This is a genomic window from Buttiauxella sp. AC038, from assembly GCF_979253565.1.
This window is the reverse complement of the sequence record NZ_CEEDCQ010000001.1, coordinates 3,119,060-3,144,064: the sequence shown is the minus strand read 5'-3', so window position 1 is coordinate 3,144,064 and position 25,005 is coordinate 3,119,060. Positions and strand designations below refer to the sequence as shown.

Genomic DNA, 25,005 nt, shown 5'->3' with positions numbered 1-25,005 from the left:
GCAAAAGGTAATGGCATACTCTATCATTCCTTATGCAGCAGGAATTACTAAACATAAGGATAATCAATTAAATGCCTCCATTGCCTTTGAAACAAACCCTTCGCGTTGCGCTGGTGGGTGATTATAACCCGTCGGTCATTGCACATCAGGCTATTCCTCTTGCTTTAGATAATGCTGCTGAATATGTTGGCGTAACTGTTGACTATGATTGGCTGCCGACACCAGAAGTCACAAGTCCGGAAGATCTGGTGGGGTATGACGCCATCTGGTGTGTTCCGGCCAGTCCTTATCAGAATGAAGAGGGGGCTTTTTTGGCAATTCGTTTTGCCCGAGAGCACCAGGTTCCATTCCTGGGAACCTGCGGTGGGTTTCAGCACGCAATTATCGAGTACGCACGGAACGTAATGGGCTGGGAAGATGCTGGTCATGCGGAAACTGAAAGCCAGGGCCGACTGGTTATTGCGCCACTCATCTGCGCGCTGGTGGAGAAATCCGACGTTATAGAACTCGAAGCCAACTCAATAATTGCTAAAGCGTATGGCAGGGGGAGAATTGAGGAAGGCTACCATTGTAATTATGGGATAGCCGAAAATTTTGCCGAACAGCTGATCCAGTCTCAACTACACGCCACCGGGTGGGATGGACAAGGTGATATTCGTGTCGTTGAGTTAAGCGGCCATCCCTTCTTCGTCGCAACGCTTTTCCAGCATGAGCGTAACGCCCTGAAGGATAAACCTGCGCCGCTGGTTGAAGCGTTGCTCATTGCGGCGCGGCGTTAATCAGGAAGAGTGATGAGAACGCGCTGGGCTGATCTCCGCATCACGCCCGGCGAAACCACCAAATACCGCCATCACGCATGCAAGGACTGCGCATCCCAATAAAGGAAGACTCCACTGACCAGAAAGGTCGTGTACTTTCCCCATGACTGGCGGCCCGAATGCAGCCAATAAATAACCTACGCATTGTGCCATGCCAGACAGCGCCGCCGCCTGGTGTGCACTATTAGCTCGCAGGCCGATAAACGTCAGGCCGAGGATCATCGTCGCACCTGTGCCAAATCCAAATAACACCACCCAGAGGCTGGCAAGAGCTGGCATAAACAGTAGCCCGATGGCGCTGGCTGCACACAGCAAAGCCATTAGGATCGCGATCCCTCGTTGATCTTTCAGGCGGCTTAGCATCAAACCAATCAGCAGACCAGGTGCAGCGGTCGCCAGTTGCATCAGCCCATGGAGTGAACCGGCCTGCGCTTCGCTATAACCGTAGCTGATAAGTATCGAAGGCAACCAGCCAATCACGACATAATAAATTAGCGAGTTAATACCTAAGAAGAGCGTGACCTGCCATGCCAGTGCGGATGTCCATATCCCACGGCTATGGAGAGCGTTACTTGAACTCAACGCAGCTTTAGTGTGGTTCGATAGCTGCGGTAGCCAGATAAACAAAGCGACTATTGGGAAAATCATCAGCGCCATTAGTGCACCGGGCCAGCCGTAACCTTGTTGTGCGATCGGGACCACCATCATTGAGCCTATCGCCGCCGCAACGCCCATGGTCAGCGAATACGCTCCGGTGAGGCGTGCGACCTGGCCTGGAAAATCACGTTTAATCAGGCCGGGTAATAGCACATTCCCCATGGCAATACCGCAACCGATAATAGCTGTGCCGACATACAATAATGCGGTATTTCCCGCAGAACGCAGTGCGATACCTGCACAGATAATCAGCATGGCAGCAAACAGGCTGCGTTCGATACCAAAGCGGCGAGCGATACCCGCAGCAAGCGGAGAAACGATGGCAAATGCCAGCAACGGCAGCGTGGTGAGGATGCCCGTTTGCGCCGTAGTCAGCCCAAAAGTATCGCGAATCATATCCAGCAACGGTGCAGCGCCGGTAAACGTAACGCGAAGTGTTGTGGCAATCATTAAAATGCCGAGCAGCAACAAGCCGTGTTTTTTCACGCTTGTGGAAGAAATTGACGTCATAGAAATATCCCTTAATACGAAGCGCTCAAGATACACGCTTTAGGAATGGATGAAATCAACGTAAAATGCCAGTTTATCCCTAAATTCGGACAAGGTTATGGAGCGCGGTTTAGCCCTCGAAGGATTCGACCCTGATAGCAATTGCCAACCTGCGCAGGCATTTCGCATCCTGGTATCAGAAAGTGAGAACGAAATTGCCTTCCATCAGCATAGAAAAGGGCAGCTAATTCTGGCTTTGCACGGTGGGATTACTTGTGAAGTTGAGCAGGCGCTGTGGATGGTGCCAACTCAGCATGCGGTCTGGATCCCCGGGGAAATGCCTCACAGTAACCGGGCCACGGCTAATGCACGTTTGTGTTTTTTGTTTATTGAACCGGGGGCGGTAGAGATGCCCGCTCAGTGCTGCACCCTGAGAATTTCACCGTTGGTCCGCGAGCTTATCCTGCATCTGACTGAACAACATGAAGGTGATTTATCGCAGCCCACAACTCAAAGACTGGTGCAGGTTCTGTTTGATGAGTTGCCGCGCCAGGCGGTAGAGCCGCTGCATTTACCGATGTCTGGGCATCCGAAGATTCGCTTTATCGCTGACCAACTGGTGCAGCATCCGCAGCAACGACAGACTCTGCAACAGTGGGCTTCACAATTGGCGATGAGTGAACGCAATCTGGCCCGCCTGGTGGTAAAAGAGACAGGGCTTAGTTTTCGGCGCTGGCGGCAACAGCTGCAATTAATCATCGCGCTGAGGTTATTAATTAGTGGTTCGTCTGTTCAACAGGTGGCGAGCGAACTCGGATATGACTCAACCAACGCCTTTATCACCATGTTTAAGAAAGCCCTTGGCAACACGCCAGGGCGTTATCTTGCATCCCTGGAACCACAGTAGTGCTGTTACTGTTTCCCGATGACCAATGAAACCAGTCCGGCAGCGATAAGCGGCCCTACAGGTACACCGCGGAATAGAGCCACGCCAAGAACAGTGCCTACTAAAAGGCCCGCCACTAAACTCGGCTGGCTACTCATGAGCGTAACGCCACGTCCGCCAAGCCATGAAACAAATACCCCCACAGCGATAGCAACCAGCGATTTCCAGTTGGTGAAAGAGTGCAGAAGAGTACTGGCGGGCAGAGTGCCGCTGGCAATCGGGGCCATTACACCGATAGTCAGAATAATTATCCCCACAGTCAGACCCTGTTTTTCAATCCACGGGAAGAAATGACTTAAAGGTGTGACGCGGACAATAATCAGTACCAAAATTGATACGGCAACGGTGGTGTTATGGCTGACAAACCCAAGCCCAGCGAGAGCCAGAAGGATTAATAGCGTGGAGTCGAAAATCATCTTTGTTCCTTGCGAAATATAATAAGAGAAAACTATTTTTATTGTTATTAACCACTTTACGTGCAATAGGGTTATGGCGTCAGCCTTTTTAAGTTATTCCCCGTTTTTTTGTGCAAATGCATGATGTTTATTGATATTGCAGATTTTTCGCAGGTTATGTCTTTACTGAGGAATATAAAAATCAAATGACTTTATTTGAGGGATATAAAGAAAATCAGCCAGTATAAGACTGGCTGATTTTGGGGTTAGTTGTAACTTTTACTCGCCTGCTTTTGGAGCAGATAACCAACGCGTAACCTATTGATTTTACAATTCATAAAACCCTCCCCAAAATCACTCCAAAATTCTTCCCCAAAACGAATTTTAAATTCTTTTGAGTTGGCGGGTCCTGTCACCCTCAGAATTTACGCAGCTAAACAGCAAGCGTAATCCAGCCTAGACCACGCTCATCCTTGTATTGCTCACTCATAGCATCCGTTTTATGTCCCAGTAGCGTTTTTACATTTACCCCTTGGGCTTCATAGAGACGTGAGGATAATGAGCGCTGCTCGTGAAATGAAGGAGGAGTACTCCCTTTAGGAAACTTTAAGCCGGATTTGATTCTTGCTTCCATGAATACGCGGCTGAGGCTATTCACATCAACTTTTTCTCCAGCCTTGTTAGCAGCATGATTTCGTTGGCTGTGTATCATGTATTTGCTTACTACTCGATCCCGGCATCGTGAAATAATCTCACCAAGAGTTAAATTTATAGCTTCGCATCGTAGTGTTAACGGAAGGGCAAGACGAACCCCTGTCTTTGACTGAATAATGTGTAGATAGCCATCCCAAACGTCACTGAATTTCATTTCAACAAGATCCCCGCGCCGCTGCCCTGTAACCAAAGCCAGGAGCATTGAATTTTGAGCGAATGGTGCTAGTTCTGATGCGTGGTCATAAATTTGCTGCCATTGTTCAAATGTAAGCCTTGATCTAGCTACCTTAGCTTTAGGGTTGCGCACCGCAAGTGCTGGGTTATATCCCGCAGGAACCTCGCCAGCATGTTGGGCTTCTTTAAACACATCAATCCAGACGGCACGCAAAAGCTGTCCCATTCTAACTTTCCCTGCCGCTTTATATTCATCAATAATAGTCGCCAGCATTTTTGTATCGACATCCTGCAGCCGAATATTTGGCATTCTTTTAACGAGGGTAATAGAGCAATTTTGTCGACTTTTAAAAGTAGGTTTTTTTATTTCACCAATATCCATTCTCTCTTGCTGTATGAGTATATAGCGATCAACCCAATCCTTAACTCTAATTCCAGGCTCACGTTTCGCCTGAGCTTTTATTGCCATATCAACCAAGAGATAAGATTGCGTACTCTCTTGTTCTGAAATAATTCGGTTCATCTCTTGAGCGGCTGACTTTGCAGCATCTTCATCAGTACCGAATCCAACAAATACCCCTGTTAAAGGGTGGCGATATTGCCAGTATGTTTTGCTATTTCGTTTATCTAACTTGCAATAAAGGTTAGGGGTGGAAATATTATGTTTACGGGGTCTTGCAGCCATTGAGTGCTTTCTCCACTAGTGAGCGGGCGCTAGGGGGTAAATGGTTTGATATTTCTACTCGACCCACCATGCCGATAAACTTTGCTTCTTCATCGACCACCCACCGACGGCCCTGTTTTACTGCTGGTGGATAGGTCTGCTTGGTTTTCGCAATACGATGAAGCGCAGCCATGCCTGGCGGCTCTTTAAAACCATTTGGCCCTGATGCCCAGTCTGATAAAGAAACTAATTGGCCCATGCTATTTCTCCATAAAGCCCGGCTGCACCCGGGCATTACTGTAAAATTTATAAATTACTGTTAATTAATATATTTCCTTATTTATAGGTCATATATGGTCTTTAATGATGAAATTTATTCTAAATGGCTCATGTATAAACCGTTACAGGTGTAATGGCTCACATGTGAGCTTATTTGCGTGTAATCTGGTGGTTATGGTTCATTTGTGACACTTTTCGGCGTTGATTTTCTCGGCATCAATATCAATGCCTTCCGCGCGAACAGCGTCAATTCCAGCGCGCAACCCAACTACCTTTTGATGCCGACGCTCATACTTGATTCCGTGCACCGCCAATGCCGCCATGACCTTCTCAAGTTGCACAACAACTCCATGCTCGCTGTGGAATTCAGTAGGCAATTTAACTACAGAGACACCCTCTATCTCCATTAGCCGCTCATCGTCTGTTGGCTCATCCGGCACTGTCACCGTCTGGAGTTGTGGGGACGCGTAAAGTGGTCGCGTAAAATTACCGCCCGGTGTTTTGTAGATGTTACCGTGGTCATTAGTGAAGAAGTGGTCACATTGGTGAACGTAACCGAATGGTGCCGCCAGCTCCTTGCTCGCGTTCCGGCGCGCCAATGCCTCACGCGCTAACTCCATCTGCTCGCCGCGAGTAAGCCCATTATCAAGCGGCTGGCTGATGAACAACTCAAGCCGCTCATCACTCAGTGCGCTCTGCTCTATTCCCATGCGATTGGTAGTCATGGTGCTTCCTCAAATTGTGCGCCAGGCACTGTATCCGCAAGCCAGCCGCCGCATTTTCTACAGCTAAATGAAGTCACCAGATGATCTGGGTAATCATCTATATTCACCCCGGTACCAGCCAACTGTTCAGCATTTGTCTCATCGGGATAGAAAGGTCTTTTTCCATCTTTTCTAAAGGCTTTAGGGTCTGCGCCGATTTCAATGCTGATTGGCTCGCCGCAAGAGCACTGGCTTTTAATAATTTCACCCATCTCACTCACCCCCTTCAACAGTGCCGACCTTCATCAACCAATTACGCATAGTTTGGTATTCAGCGTTCCTGAAGCCCGATTTCACATAAATAAACGGCAATCGCAGGTTGTGGCCGTTACATGCCAGGTAGTCTTTGCAGCCTTGCTCAGTGAAGCAGCAGGTAACGAAATCGGTGATTTCCTTCACAGCTATACGCCGCCATTTCTCTGGTGCTTCACGGCTATTTTCGTGGAGCAGTTCAAGGCGCTTTCTCTGATGTGCGGTGGCTTCGTTACCATCTTCATCAATCCATACAATGCGATCATGGTCGTAATCTTCGTCAGTAACGATTTCGCGTTTCTGGAATACGCAGAACATCGGATCGGAAGTGACGCGGTTGTCCTGGGAACGCAAGTTTTCACCAATGCGAGCAAATTCATCAGGCAGCTCAACACACTTCCGCTTAAGCCCCGCGATTTCATTGAGCTGCTTCAGATTTGTTTTGCGGGGTTCTGATTCGAGTGTCTCGATATACACTGCAGCATTAATGAGCTTTTGCTCGATGGCCTTATACTCCTGCTGCGCCTGCTCCAGCGCTGCAATCAAAGATGAAACCGCAGGGGTATAAGACCAATATTTACCACCTGGTGCAGATATTGCCGCTTGCAGTTGAGCTTTTGCTTTTTCGATGTCCATTCCCTTATCCATTGCTGGCCTCCAGAGCGGCATGATTAATCCATAGGCATTCAGTACGGACTTTCGTACCTCTGCCAGCACTAATACGTGAACCCTTCGTTTCTTTCTTCCATCCGCTCAATATGTCGTTATACAGTTCACTTTCGTACCCACTAATCATCACCATTCCCTCAAACACTCCGGAGACAGCTAGCAGTTGCTCATGCCCTTCAATGGTCATTTCGTGGTTGTAGTATCGGTTGCCATGCACACGGGTTTCCGGCACATAAGGCGGATCGATGTAATGCAAAGTGGTTTCAGCATCGTGAGAACGCATTATGTCCAGGGCGTCTTTATTCTCGATAATCACGCCCTGCAATCGCTGGCATACTGCTGCCAGATTTGACGGATAACGCTCCCAGAGATGGGCGGCAGTTGCGTACTTGCGTTTACTGTCGCTACGAAATCCGGAGTTACCGCCAATACCTGCCGCAGAACCGAACCCCATACTGGCTCGAACCACCATACGTCTAGCCCGTTCTATCGGATCATCTGTTGGCACCAGGGCAGAGCAAAACTCATCGCGGGAATATGGCGTGAGCGCACAGACATCCTGTAGGCGTTGGTTCATTTCCGGATCGCGTAGCACACGGAACAAGTTAACTACTTCGCCGTCCAGATCGTTGTAAACCTCTGCGTAGCTACGCGGCTTTTGCAGCAGTACGCCAGCCGCACCACCAAAGGGCTCTACATAACAAACATGTCCAGGCATGCGTTCAATAATCCACGGCGCCAGGCGAAATTTACCGCCGTGGTAGCGGATAGCTGGGTGCTTGATTGGCTGCTCCAGCGCTTCGATGTTATTGCCCATTACCGGCTTCCCTTGCTTCGCTTTTAAATGCCGCATTATCAACAGCAAGGTTAACTACCTGCAGGTTCAACGCATCGCGCTCTTTCGTGAGAGCTTTACGCAGTTCTAAAGATTCAGTTAGGGCAGTAAAAGTCACACTTAGCCTAGTGGCGACTTCGCGCATTAACTTGGCTTCTGCTGGTGGCAGAATTGGTACCGCAGCATAAGCGGCGGCGACCAGGTCTTTTACTTTCAGATGCTGGTGCATGTGCGAAGCTCCATCAGTTCGTTGAAGCGGGTCATGAACAACCCAAAAGCCTGTCCAGGACGCAGCGGCACAATCTGGATCATGTCGCTGGTAGGGATACCCTCAAGTACAGGCCATTCGGTACCGTCATCAATGTCCAGATCCCGGCGTTCGGTAGCCAGCATTGTCAGGTCGGCATATTTCACAACAGCAGATTGCATTAGCGGCAATTCGTACTTAAAGCGAATAAGGCCGCCTACGAAAGTTTCGATCCGTTGGTAGTCTGGCAGCAGGGCTTTAAGTGGTGCGGGAATGTCCTGGCAATATGCCTCAGCCGCATCATGCATCAACGCTTCAAATGCGAATTCAGGCGGTACCAACTGGCTGCACAATACGGAGTGTTGAGCCACGGAATAGAACTCAGGTAAATGGCCAGTGAAGCGGCAAATATGCGATAACGCGGTGGCGATATCTTCAATCTCGATATCGTCAACTGTGGCATTGGTATAATGAAAATGCTTGCCGGATAACGTCTGTATAAAACTCATCGGTATATTTCTCCATATATTCGCAGCTGCATCTGCGGTTGATTTTGGTTGCACGAATCCCTCGCCGGGTGGCGATTAAAAAAGGAATTACGCTTCACTAATTGCCCCATGGTGCAGGGCAATTAAGGCAGAGCAATTACGCTTTGAAGTTACCGATAAATGTATCGACTGGTTTCTCGTTGAACTTGCCAATCAGCAGGTCACGGAATTCGTTAGCGATAGCTTCTTCCTGGGCTTCCAGTTGGACGATACGCAGCACGAAACATGGCTCGCTGCTTTTCAGGAGGCTGTTACGCATGCTGAAGGCACGTTCACCCAGGCCTTCGTACGGAACACATTTGAACTCAAAGGCCACTGGCATAACGTCTTTGCTGCTGGCTTCGATGCTTTGCATCAGGGATTTTTTACCGCTGAAATCACCGTCTTCATGGTCAGCCTGAGTTGCCTGCTGGATAGTAATGCGGCGAACAGCTTGCGCGGCCTGGGCGATCGACATTGTCTTACCGTCAGCATCGAACGCAGTCAGGTAGTCACTCCAGTCTTCCAGCCACTCAGCGATTTGCTTCTGGCTCAGGCGGTCGCCATCGATAGTCAGTAGTGCGCGGAATGGGGCTGTTTTTTTCAGCTTGATGGTTGAAACGTTATCGGCGTGACCAGGATTATCGAGAGTGCCGATATTGAAGACAGAGCGGGCGCTCATGTTTTCCGCATCAATAAAGCAGCGTGCCGGTTCTTCATCACTGGCATAACCAACAGAGTAACGAACAAAGTCATCGATGCTGGTCGTATCCATGGCGCCACGGAAGCGGAAACGCTCCAGGCGTAAATGCTCCAGACTTTGAATCTTTGTACCTTCAGGAAGAATGGCTGTTGGGCATGCAGCATCCTGAATATCATTAAGATGATAACCAGAAAGGACCAGGTCTTTAACTTGCTGGATGGCGCTGCCGTCTAATTGAGACATACAAAATTCCTTATAAATAAATTGGTAAAAGTAATTGCAGTGAATTAGTCAGTCGCGGTTCACTGAGCCGCTTTAAGCTTTCCGTCAGTAGCGCCGTTGATCCCGAAGAGTTGCCCCTGGTCTTCCTGCAAGATGGTGAGCTTGCCGCCACGGTTAACCCACATAGGGGTTTCGGTGGTGTCTTCTTCCGTCGCCTTGCCGCGTGGAGTAGGGGTGGTGTACTGCAATTTGTGCTTGATCTTGACGCGCTTCTCTTCGACAGAATTACCCATGCGTTCAATATCAAAAGTCAGAACCACTCTGCCTTTTCCGCCGTTATTCAGCGTGCCGAGTGCAGTGGTATTGAGTGAGGCGGCGATCTTATTCATGAATACGCCTGCATCCAGTTCGCCCAGGAAGTCGGGCACTACAGTCATGCGGTCATTGCTCATCGTTTTACCCTCGTAATGGCAGCTGCAACTGCCAGTTAGAAATCCCCATACACACGATTAAGTTGTGGTGCCGGGTGCCTCCCGGTGCTGTCTGGCGGCAAACCATCCAGCGATGACCTATACCGATAATGACTTGATGTTTTGCCTTTCATCGCGAGCGCTGAGCCGCATTCACCACAACTGCAAGAGCGCTGGCAGCCAGCTTATCGTCTCGTTTATCTACCGTTCTCCGTCGAGGCAGGTAGCGCCAACGCTCTTGCATGTTATGTGCCTGTCTTTTATCCACATCAGGCTCGGTGCATCCTGGTTATTCCCCAACAACAAGGATTCGGTTAATCTTTTGTCACCCCAACAGCGAGTGATGGAACTACTCTGATGAATAACCCTTTATCCAGCCTAAAACTGGACGTGTGGTACAAAGTGGCTATCGTAATTTGCACCATTGTTTTTCTTTCTACAGCAGCAGGTTTATTACCAAAACTTCCAACGAATGCGACTTTGCTTATTTCGCTCGGTGGAGTCTTTTTCTTTTGCGGTGAATGGAAAAGTCACACGCGCTTTAATCATCTGGTACCAGCCTATGGAAAGGTTTGGCACGGTACGGGATTCAAGCGGAGTTTCAGCTTTCCCGGAGTTGCCCTTTATTTCATCGGTGCGTACCTGATTTACCGAGGCATTAAGATCCTGTGAAACTGGCATTCCACAGTGCGGGCATTTAGTTTCAACCCGCACGTAATTAAATCCCGGCTCCAGTTCGAATCGTTCCATCTCAACCTCACAGCTAACTATTGCGAATCATCCCCATCTTCATACGCCAGAGGCGGCTACTTAGTGGGCGTCCTGCCTGTTCACTGCCGTTGAGATGAATGTACCTTTAGTTACCTTGGTGGTCAAGGGTGAAGTGTACCTATTGTTACCTTAATGGGCATAAAAAAAGCCAACAATTGTTTGCTGGCTTTCTTTTGGCTAGGAGTTACAGGGGGTTAGATATTTTGTGTTATTTGAACAACTTTCCCTATTATCCGGCAGTTGCCATCAATTGGAATTGGCTTGAAGGCAGGGTTTAGGGGCATTAAATAAGAATAAGGGCCATCCCATACTAATTTTTTCACAGTTGCTTCTGATGAGCCATCTAGTACTGCAACCACTATCTTTCCGTATAAATTATCTAGCTGCCCATAGTTTGGTTCAACAATAACTATTGAACCTTCTGGTATGGACGGTAAGCCATTGGGATTCGTCATCGACTCTCCACGAACAACCAGCCCAAATACCTCATCACTTACATCAGCCGTCGTTTGAGTCCACGAAATCACATCAGTTAACCTTGAGCAAGCATAGCTTTCTGTCCAGTGGCCCGCCTGGACAGCAGAAATAATAGGAACAGAAACAGGTGCTTTGAAATAGGGTGTGACTCGAATGTCATCTTGTCCCTGATCTCCCTCTCCATAGAGGAGCCACTCTGGCGTAGTGGATAACGCTATGGCTAGTTGATGGAGATTCTCACCGTCTGGTTTGGTTGTTCCTGCTTCCCACTTAGTCACAGAAACACGGCTAACACCTAGCTTCTTTGCCAGTGCTAGTTGAGTTATTTCCAGCTGGACGCGCCGGGATCTAATTCGGTCTTTCATTTCTGTTTTCATGTAACTAATGTTACATCCTTTTGGTGTAACTGTTGTTTGCTATTTAATGTACCTTTTGTTACCTTTGGGAGGTCGAACTAAGGAGAATCAAATGCTAAAGAAAGTCGTTGTAAAGCACTTCGGTGGTATTTCCAAGACCGCGAATGCTTTGAATATTTCCCACCCTGCAGTCTGTCGATGGGGTGAGGTGATACCAGAAAAGCAAGCCTTCGTTATTGAACGGATTACCAAAGGAAAGTTGAAGTACGACGCTTCTCTTTACCTGAAGACTAACGAATCAGCTGCTTGACCGTAACCACAGAAATAAGGAGTGAACAGTGGGTAATGAACCTAAATGGAAATTTGAGAAACAGCCGCTTTGGCTGGTGGCTGCAATCAGGAGAACTATTGCTGATCTCCCTGGCGGCTACGAAGAGGCAGCTGAAATTCTGGGGATCTATAAGTCAGACGATGTAACCCCATCTGTAGATGCGCTGCATAACCGTTTACGCACTGATAGCGATCAGATATTTCCGCTTGGTTGGGCGATGGTTTTACAGCGTGCTGGTGGTACTCATCATATTTCCAATGCACTTGCTCGTGACGCTAATGGTGTTTTTGTCTCCCTCCCTGATACAGAAGAAGTTGAAAACGGGGATATCAATCAGAGATTGCTGGAGGCCATTGAACAAATTTCTCGTTATTCACAGGAGGTGAGAGAGGCAATTGAAGATGGAGTTATCGATCAGAGGGAAAGAGTAGCGATAAACGACGAACTTTATCTAGCGATTGCGAAGCTTCAGGAGCATTCAACGCTAGTTTATCGAGTGTTTTGCACCTCAGAAAAGAGTGACGCCCGCGAGTATGCAGCTCCGGGCGCCTTGGCGAAAAACTCTACGTTGTGTATGGAGAAATAATCCGCATGAGCAATTTAACCGAAAATTGTCATTTACCGCAACTAAGGATGCATCCGGTACCGGGCGCTCCGTCGTTTCGGTATGTATGCATGGTACGTGGCCAGTGGGTTTCATGTAACCACAGTAGCGCTTACATGATTGTGGGGGTATTCAACCGGAGGGCTGCGCAATGGTTCAGCAAATGAGTAACGCTGCGGCGTCTACAGCGGTGTCTGTATTTTCTTCCGGCCTGGTAACTATGAGCAGTCGAGAAATCTCCGACCTGGTTGAATCGCGTCATGCTGATGTTTGCCGAACCATTGAGAGATTAGCGGCAGCTGGGGCCATTCAGGGGTATACGCCAACGCCGTATACCCACCTTCAGAACGGGCGAACCTACAAAGAGTATCTGATTGGCAAACGCGACAGCTACGTAGTCGTTGCACAATTATCTCCACAATTTACCGCTCGTCTTGTGGATAGATGGCAGGAGTTAGAAAACAAAACAGCAGTCCCGCAATCATTACCTGAAGCACTTCGCCTGGCTGCCGATATGGCTGAACAGAATGCCCAACTGGCTAACAAGGTTCAGCAGGATGCCCCAAAGGTCGCGTTCGTAAACCAATACGTCGAAGCCGGTGGCAACAAAAGCCTGCGTGAAACAGCGAAAATCCTAAACATGCCAGAGAAGGCGATGATTGACACTCTGGTCCGTGACAAAGTGCTGTTCCGTCAGTCTGGCAACCTGCTACCCCATGCCCTGCGTCAACGCGATGGTCTGTTTACGGTGAAAACTGGTACTTCCGATTTTGGTCACGCATTCACGCAGACTCGAGTTACGCCAAAAGGGGTTCAGTGGATAGCAGAACGCTACGCCTCTGAACTGATGGGGGGTTGATAGTGAGTGTTAAATTATCTTCCTATGTCTGGGATGGTTGTGCGTCGTCTGGCATGAAGTTATCCAGCGTAGCAATTATGGCTCGCCTGGCTGATTTCAGTAACGATGAGGGTGTTTGCTGGCCTTCCATTGAAACCATTGCGCGTCAGATTGGCGCCGGTGCAAGTACAGTAAGAACTGCTGTCGCAAAGCTTGAAGCTGAAGGCTGGTTATCCCGCACAGCTCGTCGAAAGGGCAATCGCAATGCATCCAATGTATACCGTCTTAACGTGGCGAAATTGCAAGCGGCGGCATTTGCTCACCTGTCAGAATCTGATACATCAAAAACTGACGGGTCAAAATCTGTCGCATCAAAATTTGATGGGTCAAAATTGAACGAGGAAAGTGGTTTTGACCCGGCAGAATCTGGCGGGGATCCGTCAGTAAAATCAAAACAAGATCCATCAGAAGTAAAAGACTCTCGTCAGCCTGCTGCGCAGACCGACCGTGAAGTAGAAATTACTGATCAAGCTAAACAAGTTCTTTCTCACCTGAATCTCGTGACAGGCTCCCGTTACCAGGTCAGCAAATCCTCGATGGAAAATATCCGTGCCCGACTGGGGGAAGAATTTTCCCTCGAAGACCTGAATCTGGTTGTCGACTACAGCCAGGCGAAGTGGGGGCACGATATCAAGATGGCTGAATACTTGCGCCCTGTAACGCTGTTCCAGATCTCCAAATTCCCTGGCTACCTTCAGTCTGCAACCAAGTGGCATGCCGCTGGGCGCCCTGAAAATGTGAATGGGAAATGGGTCAAAGCTGGTGAAACTCCGGTTGGCGATACCAGAGAACGTGATGAAGAATATGGGCGATATATGCGCGGATTACTGCTGCCAAACGAACCAAGTGAACTCGCTTTGAGAGTTTGCAAGGCTGCAGGTGCGGTGAATCTTCGCAATCAACGCCCTGAGTTCGCCATGAGCCGCTGGAACGCTATCTGGAAAGAACAGGCACAGCGCGGAAACCAGGGGGAAGCAGCATGAGAGTGCAAATTCAAAACCTGATCCTTAATTTCATCAGTGAAAACCCAGGCACCCAGATCTCTGCGGTTGTTAAAAGCATGCCTGACGTTGATCGTTCCTCGGTGTCTTCTGCGCTTACCCGCCTGACTATGCAGGGAAAAATAAACCGCAGGACGGGCAGTAATAACCGATTCTCCTACACCATCGCTGCAGGTGAACCTGTTCCTGTAGTTGCCATCTCTGCACCTGTCCATGTTCCAACTGCGGTACCGAAACAGCAAATCATCAGCCCTGAAGAGTGGGAACGCCGATTTAGCAAAGCAGAAGAGCTGCTGGTCAAAGGATTATTGCGCCGCGCAAATCAGGCATTTCTGGAATTACTCGACGTGACATCGGAAACAACGTTACGCGAGAAAATTGTTAGCTGCCGGAGCCGCTGTGGAAGCAAACCTTCTGGCGATAGCTCAACTGTGGCAGGTCACTTTGTGGGAGTGGGGTTGATATGACGAGTAATTATTGCAAAAACCTTGAGGCCCTTCGTTCAAAGGCGGCTCATGAGCTTAAAGAAGTGGGCGATCAGTGGCGTACACCAGATCACCTTTTCTGGGGTATCAATGCCATGTTTGGCCCGTTGGTTCTGGATTTGTTTGCAGACGATAGCAACGCGAAATGCCCCACCTGGTATACAGCAGAAGACAATGCCCTGACGCAGGACTGGGCCGAACGCCTAGCCGAGCTTGGCGGTGGTGCATATGCAAACCCGCCATATAGCCGCTCGCAGTATCACGAAAAACAGGCCGTTACTGGAATGACTCACATCATCAACCATGCCATGGCGATGAGAGAAAAGGGCGGGCGTTATGTGTTCCTGATCAAAGCGGCTACGGGCGAGGCATGGTGGCCGGAAGATGCGGACCATGTGGCATTTATTCGCGGGCGTATTAGCTTCGACCTTCCTTATTGGTACCGACCAGATGTAGGGCAACCAACCGAATCATCTGCTGGTTTTGGTGCGGTGATTGCCATCTTTGACAAGTCATGGCGCGGTGAGCGTTTCAGCTATATCCAACGTACGGAACTTGAGGCAAAGGGGCGGGCATTCATGGCACTGGCTCATTTTGCTGTAGGTAAGCCAGATGCACTAACCACTGTTCTTCCTGTTTCCGAACCAGCTCAGGTAATCGATCAGGTAGAAACGGAATTACCCCTGACCCAACGGGGCATTCTTGAAACCAGTGGTATCGAAACATGGGCATGCATTGTGGCTGCGTTCGGCAATAAAGAAGAATATACCTTCAGTGAGTCTAAATTTGCACATACCTGGGCTGCGGATTCAATCGATGCACCTGAATTCGCGAGGGTGTCACCAATAACGATCGACAGGGCGAAACAGCTCATTTGTGAAAACATCCTCGATGGCGTAAATGCCTGGCTGGAATCTTTGACATTCAATGATGAAGAAACCCGTGCTGATATGTCAGAGCGAATCCGCACAGTAGCTCTTGAATCATCGAGAGAGCACGGGATGTCTCATGCTGACTTTATATCGATCATGGAAAGTTTGGAAAAAGATAAATGGTCAAATATCCGCAATATCCGGGCTCACTTCCGCGAGAAAATCGAACCAAAGAAAGAACCGTTACATGAATCGCGCATCTGGCCACTGGAAGTAGGATTGATATTCAATCAACTGGTTGATACTGAAAATCTTTCAGCCCCACAACATGACATCGTCAAAGCGCACATAAATCAGCTGTGGCTTGAGCGAAAGGATGCTGGCGAAATTATTGAGTCTGCTGGTGGCCTGATCTTAAGTATGCAGCCGGAGGTGGCATGAGGGTGATTCTTACCCCTGAAATTGCCCCGCGTCTCGGCCTGGCGCTATTCCGTCCAGGCTCAGATGTGATGGCTCTATTCCATCAGGGTCGCGTGCTGATTGAAGGTGTTCCCGAGCATTTAAAGCATCTGCCGTCCGGTATTGTACCGGCAGCATTACAACCGCTATCTGGTGATAAAGCGCTGCTACCTTTTTTCACCAATGCGCGAGTGATTCAGGTTGCTGGTGGCCTTTCGACCCTAAACGCATCCCTCCTCAGGGAGAATGGTTGTCAGTATCCGCACGGTGATTACCACCACCCCGAAATGGTCATCATGTCTTATCCACCGGGTTCAATTCGCGTTTGCTGGCATTGCGATAACAAGTTGCGAGAGCAGGCGACAGAGCTACTTGCGGATCTGGCGCACCGGAACGTGGTGGAATTCGTCATTGCTTCAGCACTGCGCAACCTTGGTTTTGATGGCACTCATCAACTTACGCTGCCAGAACTCTGCTGGTGGGCGATACGTTATGACCTGGTTGATTGCCTTCCTGAAGGGATGGCTCGTAAAGCATTGCGAAAGCCGGAAGAACCGATTCTGTCGGTGTACAAAGAGAGTGACATTGTGCCCTCACTTCCGGCCACCAGCATTGTTAAAGAGAAAGTGAAAGCGGTCAGTGCAGTAGTTAGAGCTCACGCAGATACGCTCGAAGAGCCGGTTAAACCCGTCCTGAAACTTATCGCTGATCCGGAAAGCCCTGAATCATTCATGCTGCGACCGAAGCGGCGGCGCTGGATAAATCCGGTTTATACCCGCTGGGTGAAAACTCAACCCTGCGAATGCTGCCGCCGACCAGCTGACGATCCTCACCATATCATTGGGCATGGTATGGGTGGTACAGCCACAAAAGCCCATGACCTCTTCGTGATCCCTCTGTGCAGAGAGTGTCACGACGAATTGCACGCCGACTTAGCAGCATTCGAACTGAAGTATGGAACCCAGCTTGAGCTGGTGTTTCGTTTTCTGGATCGCGTGATGGCAATTGGCGTAATAGTTAAAGCGTAAGTGTATGGAGACCGTATGAACCTTGAATCATTACCAAAATTTTATTCGCCAAAGTCACCAAAGCTGAATGATGTCGCACCGGCTACTGGCGGTGATGCACTGACTATTACAGACGTTATGGCAGCGCAGGGGATGGTGCAGTCCAAAGCACCACTAGGATTTAATTTGTTCCTGGCGAAGATGGGGATTCAGTCACCAGAGCCAGCAATTGAAGGGCTGATAAATTACGCCATGGCACTTAATAACCCCGTACTCAAGAGACTTAGTGATGAAGCCCGCAATGAAATAGTGCCATGCCTGGCTAGATTCGCATTTGCGGATTACTCGCGTTCGGCGGCCAGCAAAGCCATATGTGAACATTGTGTTGGGGCTGGCCTGCATCGTTCTATTCGGGATGTGGTTAAACACCCTGGCGTGAAAGGAGTGGGTCCGCATGTTAAACCGGAAGTAGTCGAGGAGATGTGTCACCACTGCGGCGGTAAAGGTGAGGTAAGCACTGCATGCCGTGGATGTAAAGGTAAGGGTTCAGTACTTGATGAGAAACGTACCAAGCTGCATGGTGTCCCGGTCATGAAGGTGTGCGGACGATGCAACGGAAATCGCTATAGCCGCGTGCCAACAACTCTGGCCCGTGTAGTGGTGGAAAAACTCGTTCCGGATCTGTCGAACTACCAGTGGTACAGCGGGTACGCAGACATTATTAATCGCCTGGTAACCAAATGCTGGCAGGAAGAGGCATTTGCCGAGGCTCGATTGCGTGATGTCACAAGATAGCAACGTAGTTATGAATTATACCGACACGTTGCTTGCAAAGTTCAAAAAAACTGGTTAGGATTTCTCTAACGATGGGCTTTGTATGTCTACCGTTACTAAACCCGCTTTGGCGGGTTTTTTATAGGCAAATTATGGTAGTTTCTTTTGGGGTAGGTTTTTCCCGCTCAGTTTTTTGAACATATGAAAGTGTTAATGCACAAATAATAAAAACCACTGCTAGGCCAATTATATATTTTATCATCGCGGATGAAGTTGATAATGTTTTATTGTACTTCTCAGATGTCTCATTAAGTAATTTATTTTTTAATTTGTTTATTTCATCTTTTAATTCATTTAATCTGAAGGTATATTTTCTGATTTCGTAAGATGTGTATTTTATATCTGGGGTAGTGTGGTTTGGGTTGTCGTATCTCCAGTGCCCGCAGACCTCGGTTGTCAGGGCGCCATGTTTTTTTGTAATTAATTCAAATTGTTCAAATATCTCTTTATCAAAAAACATGATGCGAACTCGTAGTTCTCGAATCTTTCTTACATCTATATCTACGCGGTTGTATGCGTCGATTATATTTTCTCTGGTTAATTCTTTATTTAGTTGAAATGTGTACGATAGCCAGCTTGTATTGTGTTCAACTCTTTCAATAATATCATGCGCATCTATCCCAAGTTTTTCATATACAGCTAACTTAACCTCCTTTTCTTTAGTTGATAACGATGCTGTGTAAGTCAGTAACCCAGTTATTATTGCAACTATTAATGTACAAATTACGGTTATCGTTGTTGAGTCCATAAATTCATTCCTTATATAAAATGGATTTCATGCATTGAGGAAATGTTACGTTAAAACAGGGCGATAGTAATGCATTCTTTCTCTACCGCTGTTGGAGCGGCTCTAAATTAAAAGGGGTTGCAATGTCCGCAGAACCTATCTCCGGCACTGCTACAGCTCATGCTGTGGTGACTACTGTCACGTTTGCCGGTTTGTGGGCTAACACTGATGCCGGGGTAATACTTGGTGCTTTCGCTGGCGCCACGCTTTATGTGCTGACTTCCAGAAACCTGCACTGGTGGGAAAAGTTGCTTTATGGCTTGGCTTCATTCTTGGCAGGTCTGATTGGCGCGAAGTACATGACCGCCATACTCAACGCCACACTGAATACCACACTGGGAAAGATTGCCCCAGGAACCGAAGTTATCCCTGTTCCTGAGTCCATCGGCGCGATGGTAGCTGCTGCGGTCATTATCACTTTTGTCCTCATGTACAAATCACGGCTGGAGAAGCAAGCGACCGCCGGGGAGGGAAAATGATAGTTGATGCGTCTTTCATCTGGCTTCAGGCAAATGCTGTCATCAGTCTGGCGACGGCAATCATTATTGCGACATACCAGCGCACTGACTCTCGTCACAAGCTGCATTACTCGATTATTGCCTGGCTGGCGATGGTCGCCCTCATCTCAATACCAATTCGCGTATGGGTAGGTAACTACACAATTGTGGACCGCTCCGAAGTCATTGTGAATTTCATACTCCTGCTGGTGATGTTGAACTCGCGGGGGAACATTACTGGAAAAAGGAGTTAGAAATGGAAGAACCACGCTGGCTGGTGGAAGCTCGAAAGTATTTAGGTCAGTTAGAAATCAAAGGCCCACGTCATAACCCTCTCATCCTTCAGTTCTGGAAAGACATCAAACGCAGTGGAATCAAAGATGACGAAACGCCATGGTGTGCAGCCTTTGTCGGTTCCATGCTCGAGCGAGTCGGAATCAAATCAACCCGCTTTGAATCTGCGAAGTCCTACCTCAACTGGGGCGCAGAGTTACGCGAACCAGCCTTCGGTTGTGTTGTTGTATTCAGTCGCGACGGCGGTGGCCATGTTGGATTCGTTGTCGGGCAACGTGAAAACGGTGATTTGATGGTGCTGGGCGGTAATCAGTCCGATGCCATTAATATCCGCGCTTTCCAGCGTCCGCGTGTATCTAGTTATCGCTGGCCAGTGATCGAGGCGAAAGATACTCGACCACTACCGGTGATGAACGGGAGCCGTTCGGAGAGCGAGGCATGATTGAATATTTCCTGCTTTCGCTTAAAACACACTGGCGCTGGTGGCTAACTATTGCCGCGCTGGTGGTGATTGCGTGGCTCTGGAATGAAAACACACGCATTGATGCCAGCCTGACCACGCTAGAGGGTGCGAACAACAGTAACCGCGCGATTATGGATAACGTCCTGAAAACCGTGGCTATCACCAACATTGTCCTGGAGACAAACCAGCATGCTAAACAGCAAATCGCACTGGAGTCACAGAGAGCCGCGAGCGACATCAAAGCTGCTGTTACGGGTGATGATTGCGCTCCTGTTGTTATCCGTACTGGCGCAGTTAAGCGGATGCAGCAATACAAAGACGGTCTACGTGCCGGTACCGCCAGTACAGTTGCCAGCAAGCCTGACCGCTGAAACACCATACCCAGATATTCCCGACAATATGACGTGGGGTGGAAGTCTTGATTTGAACGTTAGCCTGCTGTCGGCGCTGGGGCAGTGCAATAGGGATAAAGCAGATATACGCACCATTGGGCAATCACGAGCCTCGCAATAGCGGGGCTTTTTACATTAAGAGGAAATATCCATGTTTAAGTTCGAACTTAATCAAGTGGTAAAAATTGCTGTAAGCGGTGAAGCGGGCCACATCAAAGGTCGGACGGAGTACTCCGATCATATCAATGCTTACTATGTGCATTACAAAGCAGGTGATGGGCGTGCAGTGAATTCATGGTTTGATGAAACAGACATTAAGGCGATTGATAAGGTAGGTGCTCCTGATGTTTCGAATGGATGGAAATAAGTAAAAATATCCTATTAAAAACCAATGAGATTATCGGGTCGCACAGACGATGCGCTCATCCCCGCTGATGAGATGTGGCATTACGTCTAAGGCTCACTAAGCTTAAAAACGGATAATGTTACTTCGTACTTGTAAATCTTTATGCCGCTCTGTCCGAGCGGCTTTTTTATGCGCATCGCACGCGCACCAAAGAGAGTCTTTCAGCAGTGAGCCTAGGTAATACCGTTACCTCTCGGGCAGTATTGTCGTGCGACAGGCTCACATCTAAAAGGAAATGAATATGAAGAATACTCACCAGATAAGCCGCGTGAAGGTGGCATTACCACCGATGGGTATAGTCACCCATGATGACCAGGGCAATGCGATCAGGCTTGGCGAGAAGTATCGGGTTCACCTGTATGCCGTCAAGCCAGGATGGGAACAGCGCGGAACATTTGATGGCTTCATGGTTGGTTGTGCGGTTGGTTCGGGTAGTAGCTCAAGTGAATACAACATCATTCGCGATGTGATTGTGCCAGATGGCTACCAGATTATTGCTTTGCGTATAGGTGATAATAACCAGCCGGTGTCATGGGAAAGCCTGCCGGTTGAGTTTGTCGGTGGCTACTTGCCAGGGTCTGATGCCGTTGGTTTTGATGCATCATTTCTCGGGGAAAACCCAGCCAGTAGCAAGCTAAGCAGCGGCTACACCATTGAAGTGGGCACTGATAAGGGCGGAAAGCAGTACGCTGCAGGTATGGCTGTCGGTGTAGGTGACGCCGCCACGAAAACCCGACTATCTGACGATATGCGCGATGCTGTTATTGATGCAGTGCGTGAGAGCGGATTGTTCGCTGAGCTAATACCTCAAAAAGAGGTCGTGTTTCAGGCTGAGCATTTCACAGTTAGCAGTGGTGAGGTGAAGTTTGCAGGTGCTGTTATAAGCAATGCCCTTGCCAGCGCCAACGCGCTCAAACAGCCACAGAACGGCAATGTCATTACTGTGAACATCAATACCCAGCACAATGATGAAGAGTTAAGCGCCGTTATCGCGAAAGCTATTCAGGCCAGCCTGCGTCCAGGCGGCCTCATTCATAACTCTATTCAAAAGCGTTAGTTCATATCAACCCTTCAATCAGGCAGGTATTCCAATGGCTAAGAACTACTATCAGGACGGCAGTACCATGGACTGGAAGAACGGTACCGGTAAAGACGTGGCATCAGGTCAGCCGGTAATTGTTGGTGATCTTATTGGTATCGCCCAGCACGACATCCCAGTTGATGTAGACGGTGAGCTGATGATGACCGGCGTGTTTGTCTTGCCCAAGGTTGCCGCAGGAACGTGGCAGCGTGGTGTACAACTGTGGCTGACCAAAGACGGCAAGCTGACATCTGATGAGAAGGACGGTGCAGATGCTAACGCATTCGCTGGCACCGCGTGGATCACGACTAACCCGAACGACCCCGAAGGGCGCGTTCGTCTTGGCTTCTGACCCGCACCGACCAAAATCACATTAAATGATAATCACTATCATTTGAAAAGGTACTCCCGGGGATCCGGCCTGCCACGAGGCGGCGGGCACGCGGAAAACGACTAGTTTTCATGTTTTAGGGTCATCATCATCATGTGCGTAAGTTGCTGTTTTCTAAGAATGGCAATTTGCAAAGATGTCGAAACGTTCAGAAAGTGTTCACCATCATGGACCAGGAAGTAGCTACCCAGAAACTCAACATCAATCAGCTAGCGGGAATTACTGGCGTTCATCGCCAGACCGTCGCCGCCCGTCTTAAAAACGTCCCTCCGGCACCCGGCAGTAACAGCAAACTGAAGCTCTACCTCATCACCGATGTGTTAACTGAGCTGATGATCCCGAGCGTTTCAGTTTCCACTGAAGATATGCAGCCATCCGACAGACTCTCGCACTGGAAAGCCGAAAACGAACGTCTCAAGTTTGAACAGGATACGGGCCAGCTGATCCCGGCTGACGAGGTTGCGCGTGAATTTTCAGTTATGGCAAAAGCCGTTGTGCAGGTGCTCGAAACACTGCCGGATATCCTGGAGCGTGACTGTGCGCTGACGCCTGTCGCGGTGAGCCGGGTGCAAAGCATTATTGATGATTTACGTGACCAGATCGCCCAGCGCGTTCTGGACGCTGAACCGGAGGAGGAAGAGCCAGAGGAGGACTGATGGCGAAGCGGGCATCTGCCCGGGGCATCCGCAGGGATGTGCCTGGAATACTTCGTGCCCCAAGCCGCATGCTGGTGGCCGATGCGGTCAGTGAATATATGCGCGTGCCGATGGGGGCTGGAAACTCTGTCCCATGGGACCCGAATTTAGCCCCGTACGTTATCGAGCCAATGAACTGTCTGGCCTCGCGTGAGTATGACGCCGTGGTATTTGTCGGCCCGGCGCGAACCGGTAAGACGATTGGCTTGATTGACGGCTGGGTGGTTTACAACGTTGTCTGTGACCCGTCCGACATGCTGATTATTCAGATGACGGAAGAGAAAGCGCGTGAGCACTCTAAAAAGCGTCTCGATCGTACTTTTCGCTGTAGTCCGCAGGTCGCGAAGCGACTCAGCCCAAGGCGTAACGATAACAACGTTTACGACCGCACATTCCGGGCAGGTAATTACCTCAAAATTGGCTGGCCCTCAGTCAATATCATGTCCTCATCAGACTACAAATGCGTAGCGCTCACTGATTATGACCGTTTCCCGGAAGATATTGACGGGGAGGGTGATGCCTTTTCACTGGCATCAAAACGTACGACCACCTTTATGTCCTCCGGTATGACGCTGGTGGAAAGCTCTCCGGGGCGTGATATTCGCGATACCAAATGGCGTCGCAGCTCCGAGCATGAAGCGCCACCTACAACCGGAATTTTATCTCTTTATAACCGCGGCGATCGCCGTCGCTGGTACTGGCCTTGCCCGCATTGCGGTGAACATTTCCAGCCTGAGATGAAGGCCATGGCCGGATATCGCGAAATCAGCGACCCGGTGAAAGCCAGTGAAGCTGCTCATATTATGTGCCCGTCGTGTTCCGGGGTAATTACTGCGGATATGAAACGCAGCCTGAATATGAAGGGCATCTGGTTGCGTGAAGGTCAGAAAATTGACCGAGGGGGCAACGTAACGGGTGATGCCCGTCGTTCTCGTATCGCTTCATTCTGGATGGAAGGTCCGGCAGCTGCATACCAGAGCTGGCAGCAGCTGGTTTACAAACTACTGACCGCCGAGCAGGAATATGAAGTCAACGGCAGCGAAGAAACACTCAAGACGGTCATCAATACCGACTGGGGATTGCCCTATCTGCCGCGCTCCAGCCTCGAGCAGCGCAAAGGTGACGAACTTCAGCTGCGTGCGGAGCTGGTCGAGAAACGCAGGGTTCCGGCTGGTGTGCAATTTATGGTGGCGACCGTCGATGTTCAGGGCGGTAAGAATCGCCGCTTCGTTGTTCAGGTCATTGGCTATGGCGCCCAGGGTGAGCGCTGGATTATCGATCGCTACAACATTACTCAGTCCATGCGCTGCAATGCTGAGGGCGAAAGCCTGCACATTGACCCTGGTAGCTATCCAGAAGACTGGGATTTATTGCGCACTGATGTCCTCGATAAAACCTGGGCGCTCGATGGCGAACCCGGAAAGCGGATGAGCCTGCTGGCAATGGCAGTGGATTCCGGTGGTGAGGATGGTGTTACCGACAATGCCTATGAATTCTGGCGCCGCTGCCGCCGTGACGGTATGCAACGCAAAGTCTGGTTATTTAAAGGTGACAGCCAGACACGCAGCAAACTGATCACCCGCACATTCCCGGACAATACTGGTCGCTCAACCCGCCGGGCAAAAGCGGCTGGCGATATCCCGCTTTACCTTCTCCAAACCAATGCTCTTAAAGACCGGATCAACAATGCGTTGTGGCGTGATGTGCCGGGGGCGAACTATGTCCACTTCCCGGACTGGCTGGGCAGCTGGTTTTACGACGAACTGACTTATGAGGAGCGTTCTGTAGATGGCAAATGGACGAAGCCCGGTAAGGGCGCTAACGAAGCGTTTGACCTCATGGTGTATGCACATGCTCTGGTCATTCTCCACGGCTACGAAAAGATTAAATGGCCTGATGCGCCGGAATGGGCGCGTCGTGAAACCTATCTTGTGGATGAACCCACAACAGATGCGCCGGTTGTGGCGGCAGTTGCGAAACCGCTACCGCCAGTATCTGCAACAAAGACAACGAAACCTGCCCGCGAGTCGGCATGGGCACCATCTAATTCAGGGGGTGGGTGTGACGCTTAACACTACA

The 25,005-nt window shown here is 49.4% G+C and carries 34 protein-coding genes and 1 pseudogene; 20 read left to right on the top strand and 15 right to left on the bottom strand.

The features are described from left to right. Nucleotides 1-71 precede the first annotated feature (71 nt). Complete coding sequence (locus tag AC0IXI_RS15025) at nt 72-779, top strand: CTP synthase C-terminal region-related (seleno)protein (protein ID WP_064518101.1); 708 nt, start codon at nt 72-74, stop codon at nt 777-779. On the opposite strand, the gene AC0IXI_RS15020 is transcribed toward AC0IXI_RS15025, so the two are convergent. Continuing rightward, on the bottom strand, nt 780-1,985 hold the full coding sequence (locus AC0IXI_RS15020) for a CynX/NimT family MFS transporter (RefSeq protein WP_413497772.1): 1,206 nt from the start codon (nt 1,983-1,985) through the stop codon (nt 780-782). It lies immediately after the preceding gene. Between the two features lie 97 nt (nt 1,986-2,082). On the opposite strand from AC0IXI_RS15020, the gene AC0IXI_RS15015 reads away from it, so the two are divergent. After that, on the top strand, nt 2,083-2,871 hold the full coding sequence (locus AC0IXI_RS15015) for an AraC family transcriptional regulator (RefSeq protein WP_134187835.1): 789 nt from the start codon (nt 2,083-2,085) through the stop codon (nt 2,869-2,871). 5 nt (nt 2,872-2,876) lie between these two features. Here AC0IXI_RS15015 and AC0IXI_RS15010 read toward each other — a convergent pair whose 3' ends face one another. The 13 genes and pseudogenes from AC0IXI_RS15010 to AC0IXI_RS14950 all read right to left on the bottom strand — a co-directional run bounded on the left by AC0IXI_RS15010 (nt 2,877) and on the right by AC0IXI_RS14950 (nt 11,450). Continuing rightward, nucleotides 2,877-3,323: a DUF441 domain-containing protein gene (locus AC0IXI_RS15010; protein WP_064518150.1), complete on the bottom strand. Its 447-nt coding sequence runs from the start codon at nt 3,321-3,323 to the stop codon at nt 2,877-2,879. A 415-nt stretch (nt 3,324-3,738) separates the two neighbouring features. Beyond that, the gene (locus AC0IXI_RS15005) at nt 3,739-4,878 is read right to left on the bottom strand and encodes a phage integrase Arm DNA-binding domain-containing protein (RefSeq protein WP_471682715.1); all 1,140 of its coding nucleotides are present in this window, start codon (nt 4,876-4,878) and stop codon (nt 3,739-3,741) included. Beyond that, a complete protein-coding gene (locus tag AC0IXI_RS15000; RefSeq protein WP_471682714.1) occupies nt 4,859-5,116 on the bottom strand; it encodes an excisionase in 258 nt (85 codons plus the stop codon). Before AC0IXI_RS15000 ends, AC0IXI_RS15005 begins: the two co-directional genes overlap by 20 nt. 199 nt (nt 5,117-5,315) lie before the next feature. After that, nucleotides 5,316-5,861, bottom strand: a complete 546-nt coding sequence (locus AC0IXI_RS14995) for a hypothetical protein (protein ID WP_471682713.1) — start codon at nt 5,859-5,861, stop codon at nt 5,316-5,318. Then, complete coding sequence (locus AC0IXI_RS14990; protein WP_471682712.1) at nt 5,858-6,112, bottom strand: hypothetical protein; 255 nt, start codon at nt 6,110-6,112, stop codon at nt 5,858-5,860. The genes AC0IXI_RS14995 and AC0IXI_RS14990 overlap by 4 nt, the downstream gene beginning before the upstream one ends. Nucleotide 6,113: 1 nt before the next feature. Then, a pseudogene (locus AC0IXI_RS14985) lies at nt 6,114-6,536 on the bottom strand (hypothetical protein); the annotation flags it as partial. Between the two features lie 256 nt (nt 6,537-6,792). After that, complete coding sequence (locus tag AC0IXI_RS14980; RefSeq protein ID WP_471682711.1) at nt 6,793-7,638, bottom strand: DNA adenine methylase; 846 nt, start codon at nt 7,636-7,638, stop codon at nt 6,793-6,795. Then, nucleotides 7,628-7,885, bottom strand: coding sequence for a hypothetical protein (locus AC0IXI_RS14975; RefSeq protein ID WP_471682710.1), 258 nt, complete (start codon nt 7,883-7,885; stop codon nt 7,628-7,630). The genes AC0IXI_RS14980 and AC0IXI_RS14975 overlap by 11 nt, the downstream gene beginning before the upstream one ends. Continuing rightward, nucleotides 7,870-8,412 carry an HD family hydrolase gene (locus AC0IXI_RS14970; RefSeq protein WP_471682709.1) on the bottom strand — a complete coding sequence of 181 codons (543 nt, stop codon included), beginning with the start codon at nt 8,410-8,412 and terminating at the stop codon, nt 7,870-7,872. Before AC0IXI_RS14970 ends, AC0IXI_RS14975 begins: the two co-directional genes overlap by 16 nt. Before the next feature lie 136 nt (nt 8,413-8,548). Continuing rightward, a complete protein-coding gene (locus AC0IXI_RS14965; RefSeq protein WP_471682708.1) occupies nt 8,549-9,376 on the bottom strand; it encodes a YfdQ family protein in 828 nt (275 codons plus the stop codon). Between the two features lie 59 nt (nt 9,377-9,435). After that, entirely contained in the window at nt 9,436-9,807 is a 372-nt protein-coding gene (locus AC0IXI_RS14960) for a hypothetical protein (RefSeq protein WP_471682707.1), read from the bottom strand. 471 nt (nt 9,808-10,278) lie between these two features. Beyond that, complete coding sequence (locus tag AC0IXI_RS14955) at nt 10,279-10,575, bottom strand: hypothetical protein (protein WP_471682706.1); 297 nt, start codon at nt 10,573-10,575, stop codon at nt 10,279-10,281. Between the two features lie 215 nt (nt 10,576-10,790). After that, nucleotides 10,791-11,450: a LexA family protein gene (locus tag AC0IXI_RS14950; RefSeq protein WP_193216257.1), complete on the bottom strand. Its 660-nt coding sequence runs from the start codon at nt 11,448-11,450 to the stop codon at nt 10,791-10,793. Between the two features lie 91 nt (nt 11,451-11,541). On the opposite strand from AC0IXI_RS14950, the gene AC0IXI_RS14945 reads away from it, so the two are divergent. The 8 genes from AC0IXI_RS14945 (at nt 11,542) to AC0IXI_RS14910 (ending at nt 17,881) form a co-directional block, all read left to right on the top strand. Next, nucleotides 11,542-11,739: a Cro/CI family transcriptional regulator gene (locus AC0IXI_RS14945; RefSeq protein WP_064511907.1), complete on the top strand. Its 198-nt coding sequence runs from the start codon at nt 11,542-11,544 to the stop codon at nt 11,737-11,739. A 28-nt stretch (nt 11,740-11,767) separates the two neighbouring features. Next, the gene (locus AC0IXI_RS14940) at nt 11,768-12,346 is read left to right on the top strand and encodes a YmfL family putative regulatory protein (protein WP_134183345.1); all 579 of its coding nucleotides are present in this window, start codon (nt 11,768-11,770) and stop codon (nt 12,344-12,346) included. Nucleotides 12,347-12,527: 181 nt separating this feature from the next. After that, entirely contained in the window at nt 12,528-13,223 is a 696-nt protein-coding gene (locus AC0IXI_RS14935; RefSeq protein WP_471682705.1) for a phage antirepressor KilAC domain-containing protein, read from the top strand. 2 nt (nt 13,224-13,225) lie between these two features. Beyond that, nucleotides 13,226-14,245 (top strand): conserved phage C-terminal domain-containing protein, encoded by a 1,020-nt coding sequence (locus tag AC0IXI_RS14930; protein ID WP_151994668.1) that lies wholly within the window; start codon nt 13,226-13,228, stop codon nt 14,243-14,245. Then, nucleotides 14,242-14,730 carry a hypothetical protein gene (locus AC0IXI_RS14925; protein WP_471682704.1) on the top strand — a complete coding sequence of 163 codons (489 nt, stop codon included), beginning with the start codon at nt 14,242-14,244 and terminating at the stop codon, nt 14,728-14,730. Before AC0IXI_RS14930 ends, AC0IXI_RS14925 begins: the two co-directional genes overlap by 4 nt. Further along, nucleotides 14,727-16,061: a phage N-6-adenine-methyltransferase gene (locus AC0IXI_RS14920; protein WP_471682703.1), complete on the top strand. Its 1,335-nt coding sequence runs from the start codon at nt 14,727-14,729 to the stop codon at nt 16,059-16,061. Before AC0IXI_RS14925 ends, AC0IXI_RS14920 begins: the two co-directional genes overlap by 4 nt. Next, nucleotides 16,058-17,107 carry a DUF968 domain-containing protein gene (locus tag AC0IXI_RS14915; RefSeq protein ID WP_471682702.1) on the top strand — a complete coding sequence of 350 codons (1,050 nt, stop codon included), beginning with the start codon at nt 16,058-16,060 and terminating at the stop codon, nt 17,105-17,107. The genes AC0IXI_RS14920 and AC0IXI_RS14915 overlap by 4 nt, the downstream gene beginning before the upstream one ends. Before the next feature lie 15 nt (nt 17,108-17,122). Next, a complete protein-coding gene (locus AC0IXI_RS14910; RefSeq protein ID WP_471682701.1) occupies nt 17,123-17,881 on the top strand; it encodes an antitermination protein in 759 nt (252 codons plus the stop codon). A 118-nt stretch (nt 17,882-17,999) separates the two neighbouring features. Here AC0IXI_RS14910 and AC0IXI_RS14905 read toward each other — a convergent pair whose 3' ends face one another. Continuing rightward, nucleotides 18,000-18,668 carry a hypothetical protein gene (locus AC0IXI_RS14905; RefSeq protein ID WP_471682700.1) on the bottom strand — a complete coding sequence of 223 codons (669 nt, stop codon included), beginning with the start codon at nt 18,666-18,668 and terminating at the stop codon, nt 18,000-18,002. 122 nt (nt 18,669-18,790) lie between these two features. Between AC0IXI_RS14905 and AC0IXI_RS14900 the strand changes: the two genes are divergently transcribed. The 10 genes from AC0IXI_RS14900 (at nt 18,791) to AC0IXI_RS14855 (ending at nt 24,998) form a co-directional block, all read left to right on the top strand. Further along, a complete protein-coding gene (locus AC0IXI_RS14900; RefSeq protein ID WP_471682061.1) occupies nt 18,791-19,186 on the top strand; it encodes a putative holin in 396 nt (131 codons plus the stop codon). Next, entirely contained in the window at nt 19,183-19,458 is a 276-nt protein-coding gene (locus AC0IXI_RS14895) for a phage holin family protein (RefSeq protein WP_151994660.1), read from the top strand. Before AC0IXI_RS14900 ends, AC0IXI_RS14895 begins: the two co-directional genes overlap by 4 nt. A gap of 2 nt (nt 19,459-19,460) precedes the next feature. After that, nucleotides 19,461-19,940 (top strand): TIGR02594 family protein, encoded by a 480-nt coding sequence (locus tag AC0IXI_RS14890; protein WP_471682699.1) that lies wholly within the window; start codon nt 19,461-19,463, stop codon nt 19,938-19,940. Beyond that, nucleotides 19,937-20,332: a DUF2570 domain-containing protein gene (locus AC0IXI_RS14885; RefSeq protein WP_471682698.1), complete on the top strand. Its 396-nt coding sequence runs from the start codon at nt 19,937-19,939 to the stop codon at nt 20,330-20,332. Before AC0IXI_RS14890 ends, AC0IXI_RS14885 begins: the two co-directional genes overlap by 4 nt. Further along, complete coding sequence (gene lysC, locus AC0IXI_RS14880; protein WP_471683235.1) at nt 20,220-20,474, top strand: Rz1-like lysis system protein LysC; 255 nt, start codon at nt 20,220-20,222, stop codon at nt 20,472-20,474. The genes AC0IXI_RS14885 and lysC overlap by 113 nt, the downstream gene beginning before the upstream one ends. A gap of 30 nt (nt 20,475-20,504) precedes the next feature. Continuing rightward, nucleotides 20,505-20,720: a hypothetical protein gene (locus AC0IXI_RS14875; RefSeq protein ID WP_471682697.1), complete on the top strand. Its 216-nt coding sequence runs from the start codon at nt 20,505-20,507 to the stop codon at nt 20,718-20,720. 280 nt (nt 20,721-21,000) lie between these two features. Next, complete coding sequence (locus AC0IXI_RS14870; RefSeq protein WP_471682696.1) at nt 21,001-21,816, top strand: phage tail tip fiber protein; 816 nt, start codon at nt 21,001-21,003, stop codon at nt 21,814-21,816. Between the two features lie 34 nt (nt 21,817-21,850). After that, nucleotides 21,851-22,192, top strand: coding sequence for a DUF2190 family protein (locus AC0IXI_RS14865; RefSeq protein WP_471682695.1), 342 nt, complete (start codon nt 21,851-21,853; stop codon nt 22,190-22,192). Between the two features lie 206 nt (nt 22,193-22,398). Continuing rightward, on the top strand, nt 22,399-22,887 hold the full coding sequence (locus AC0IXI_RS14860; RefSeq protein WP_471682694.1) for a DUF1441 family protein: 489 nt from the start codon (nt 22,399-22,401) through the stop codon (nt 22,885-22,887). Continuing rightward, entirely contained in the window at nt 22,887-24,998 is a 2,112-nt protein-coding gene (locus AC0IXI_RS14855; RefSeq protein WP_471682693.1) for a phage terminase large subunit family protein, read from the top strand. The genes AC0IXI_RS14860 and AC0IXI_RS14855 overlap by 1 nt, the downstream gene beginning before the upstream one ends. Nucleotides 24,999-25,005: the final 7 nt, after the last annotated feature.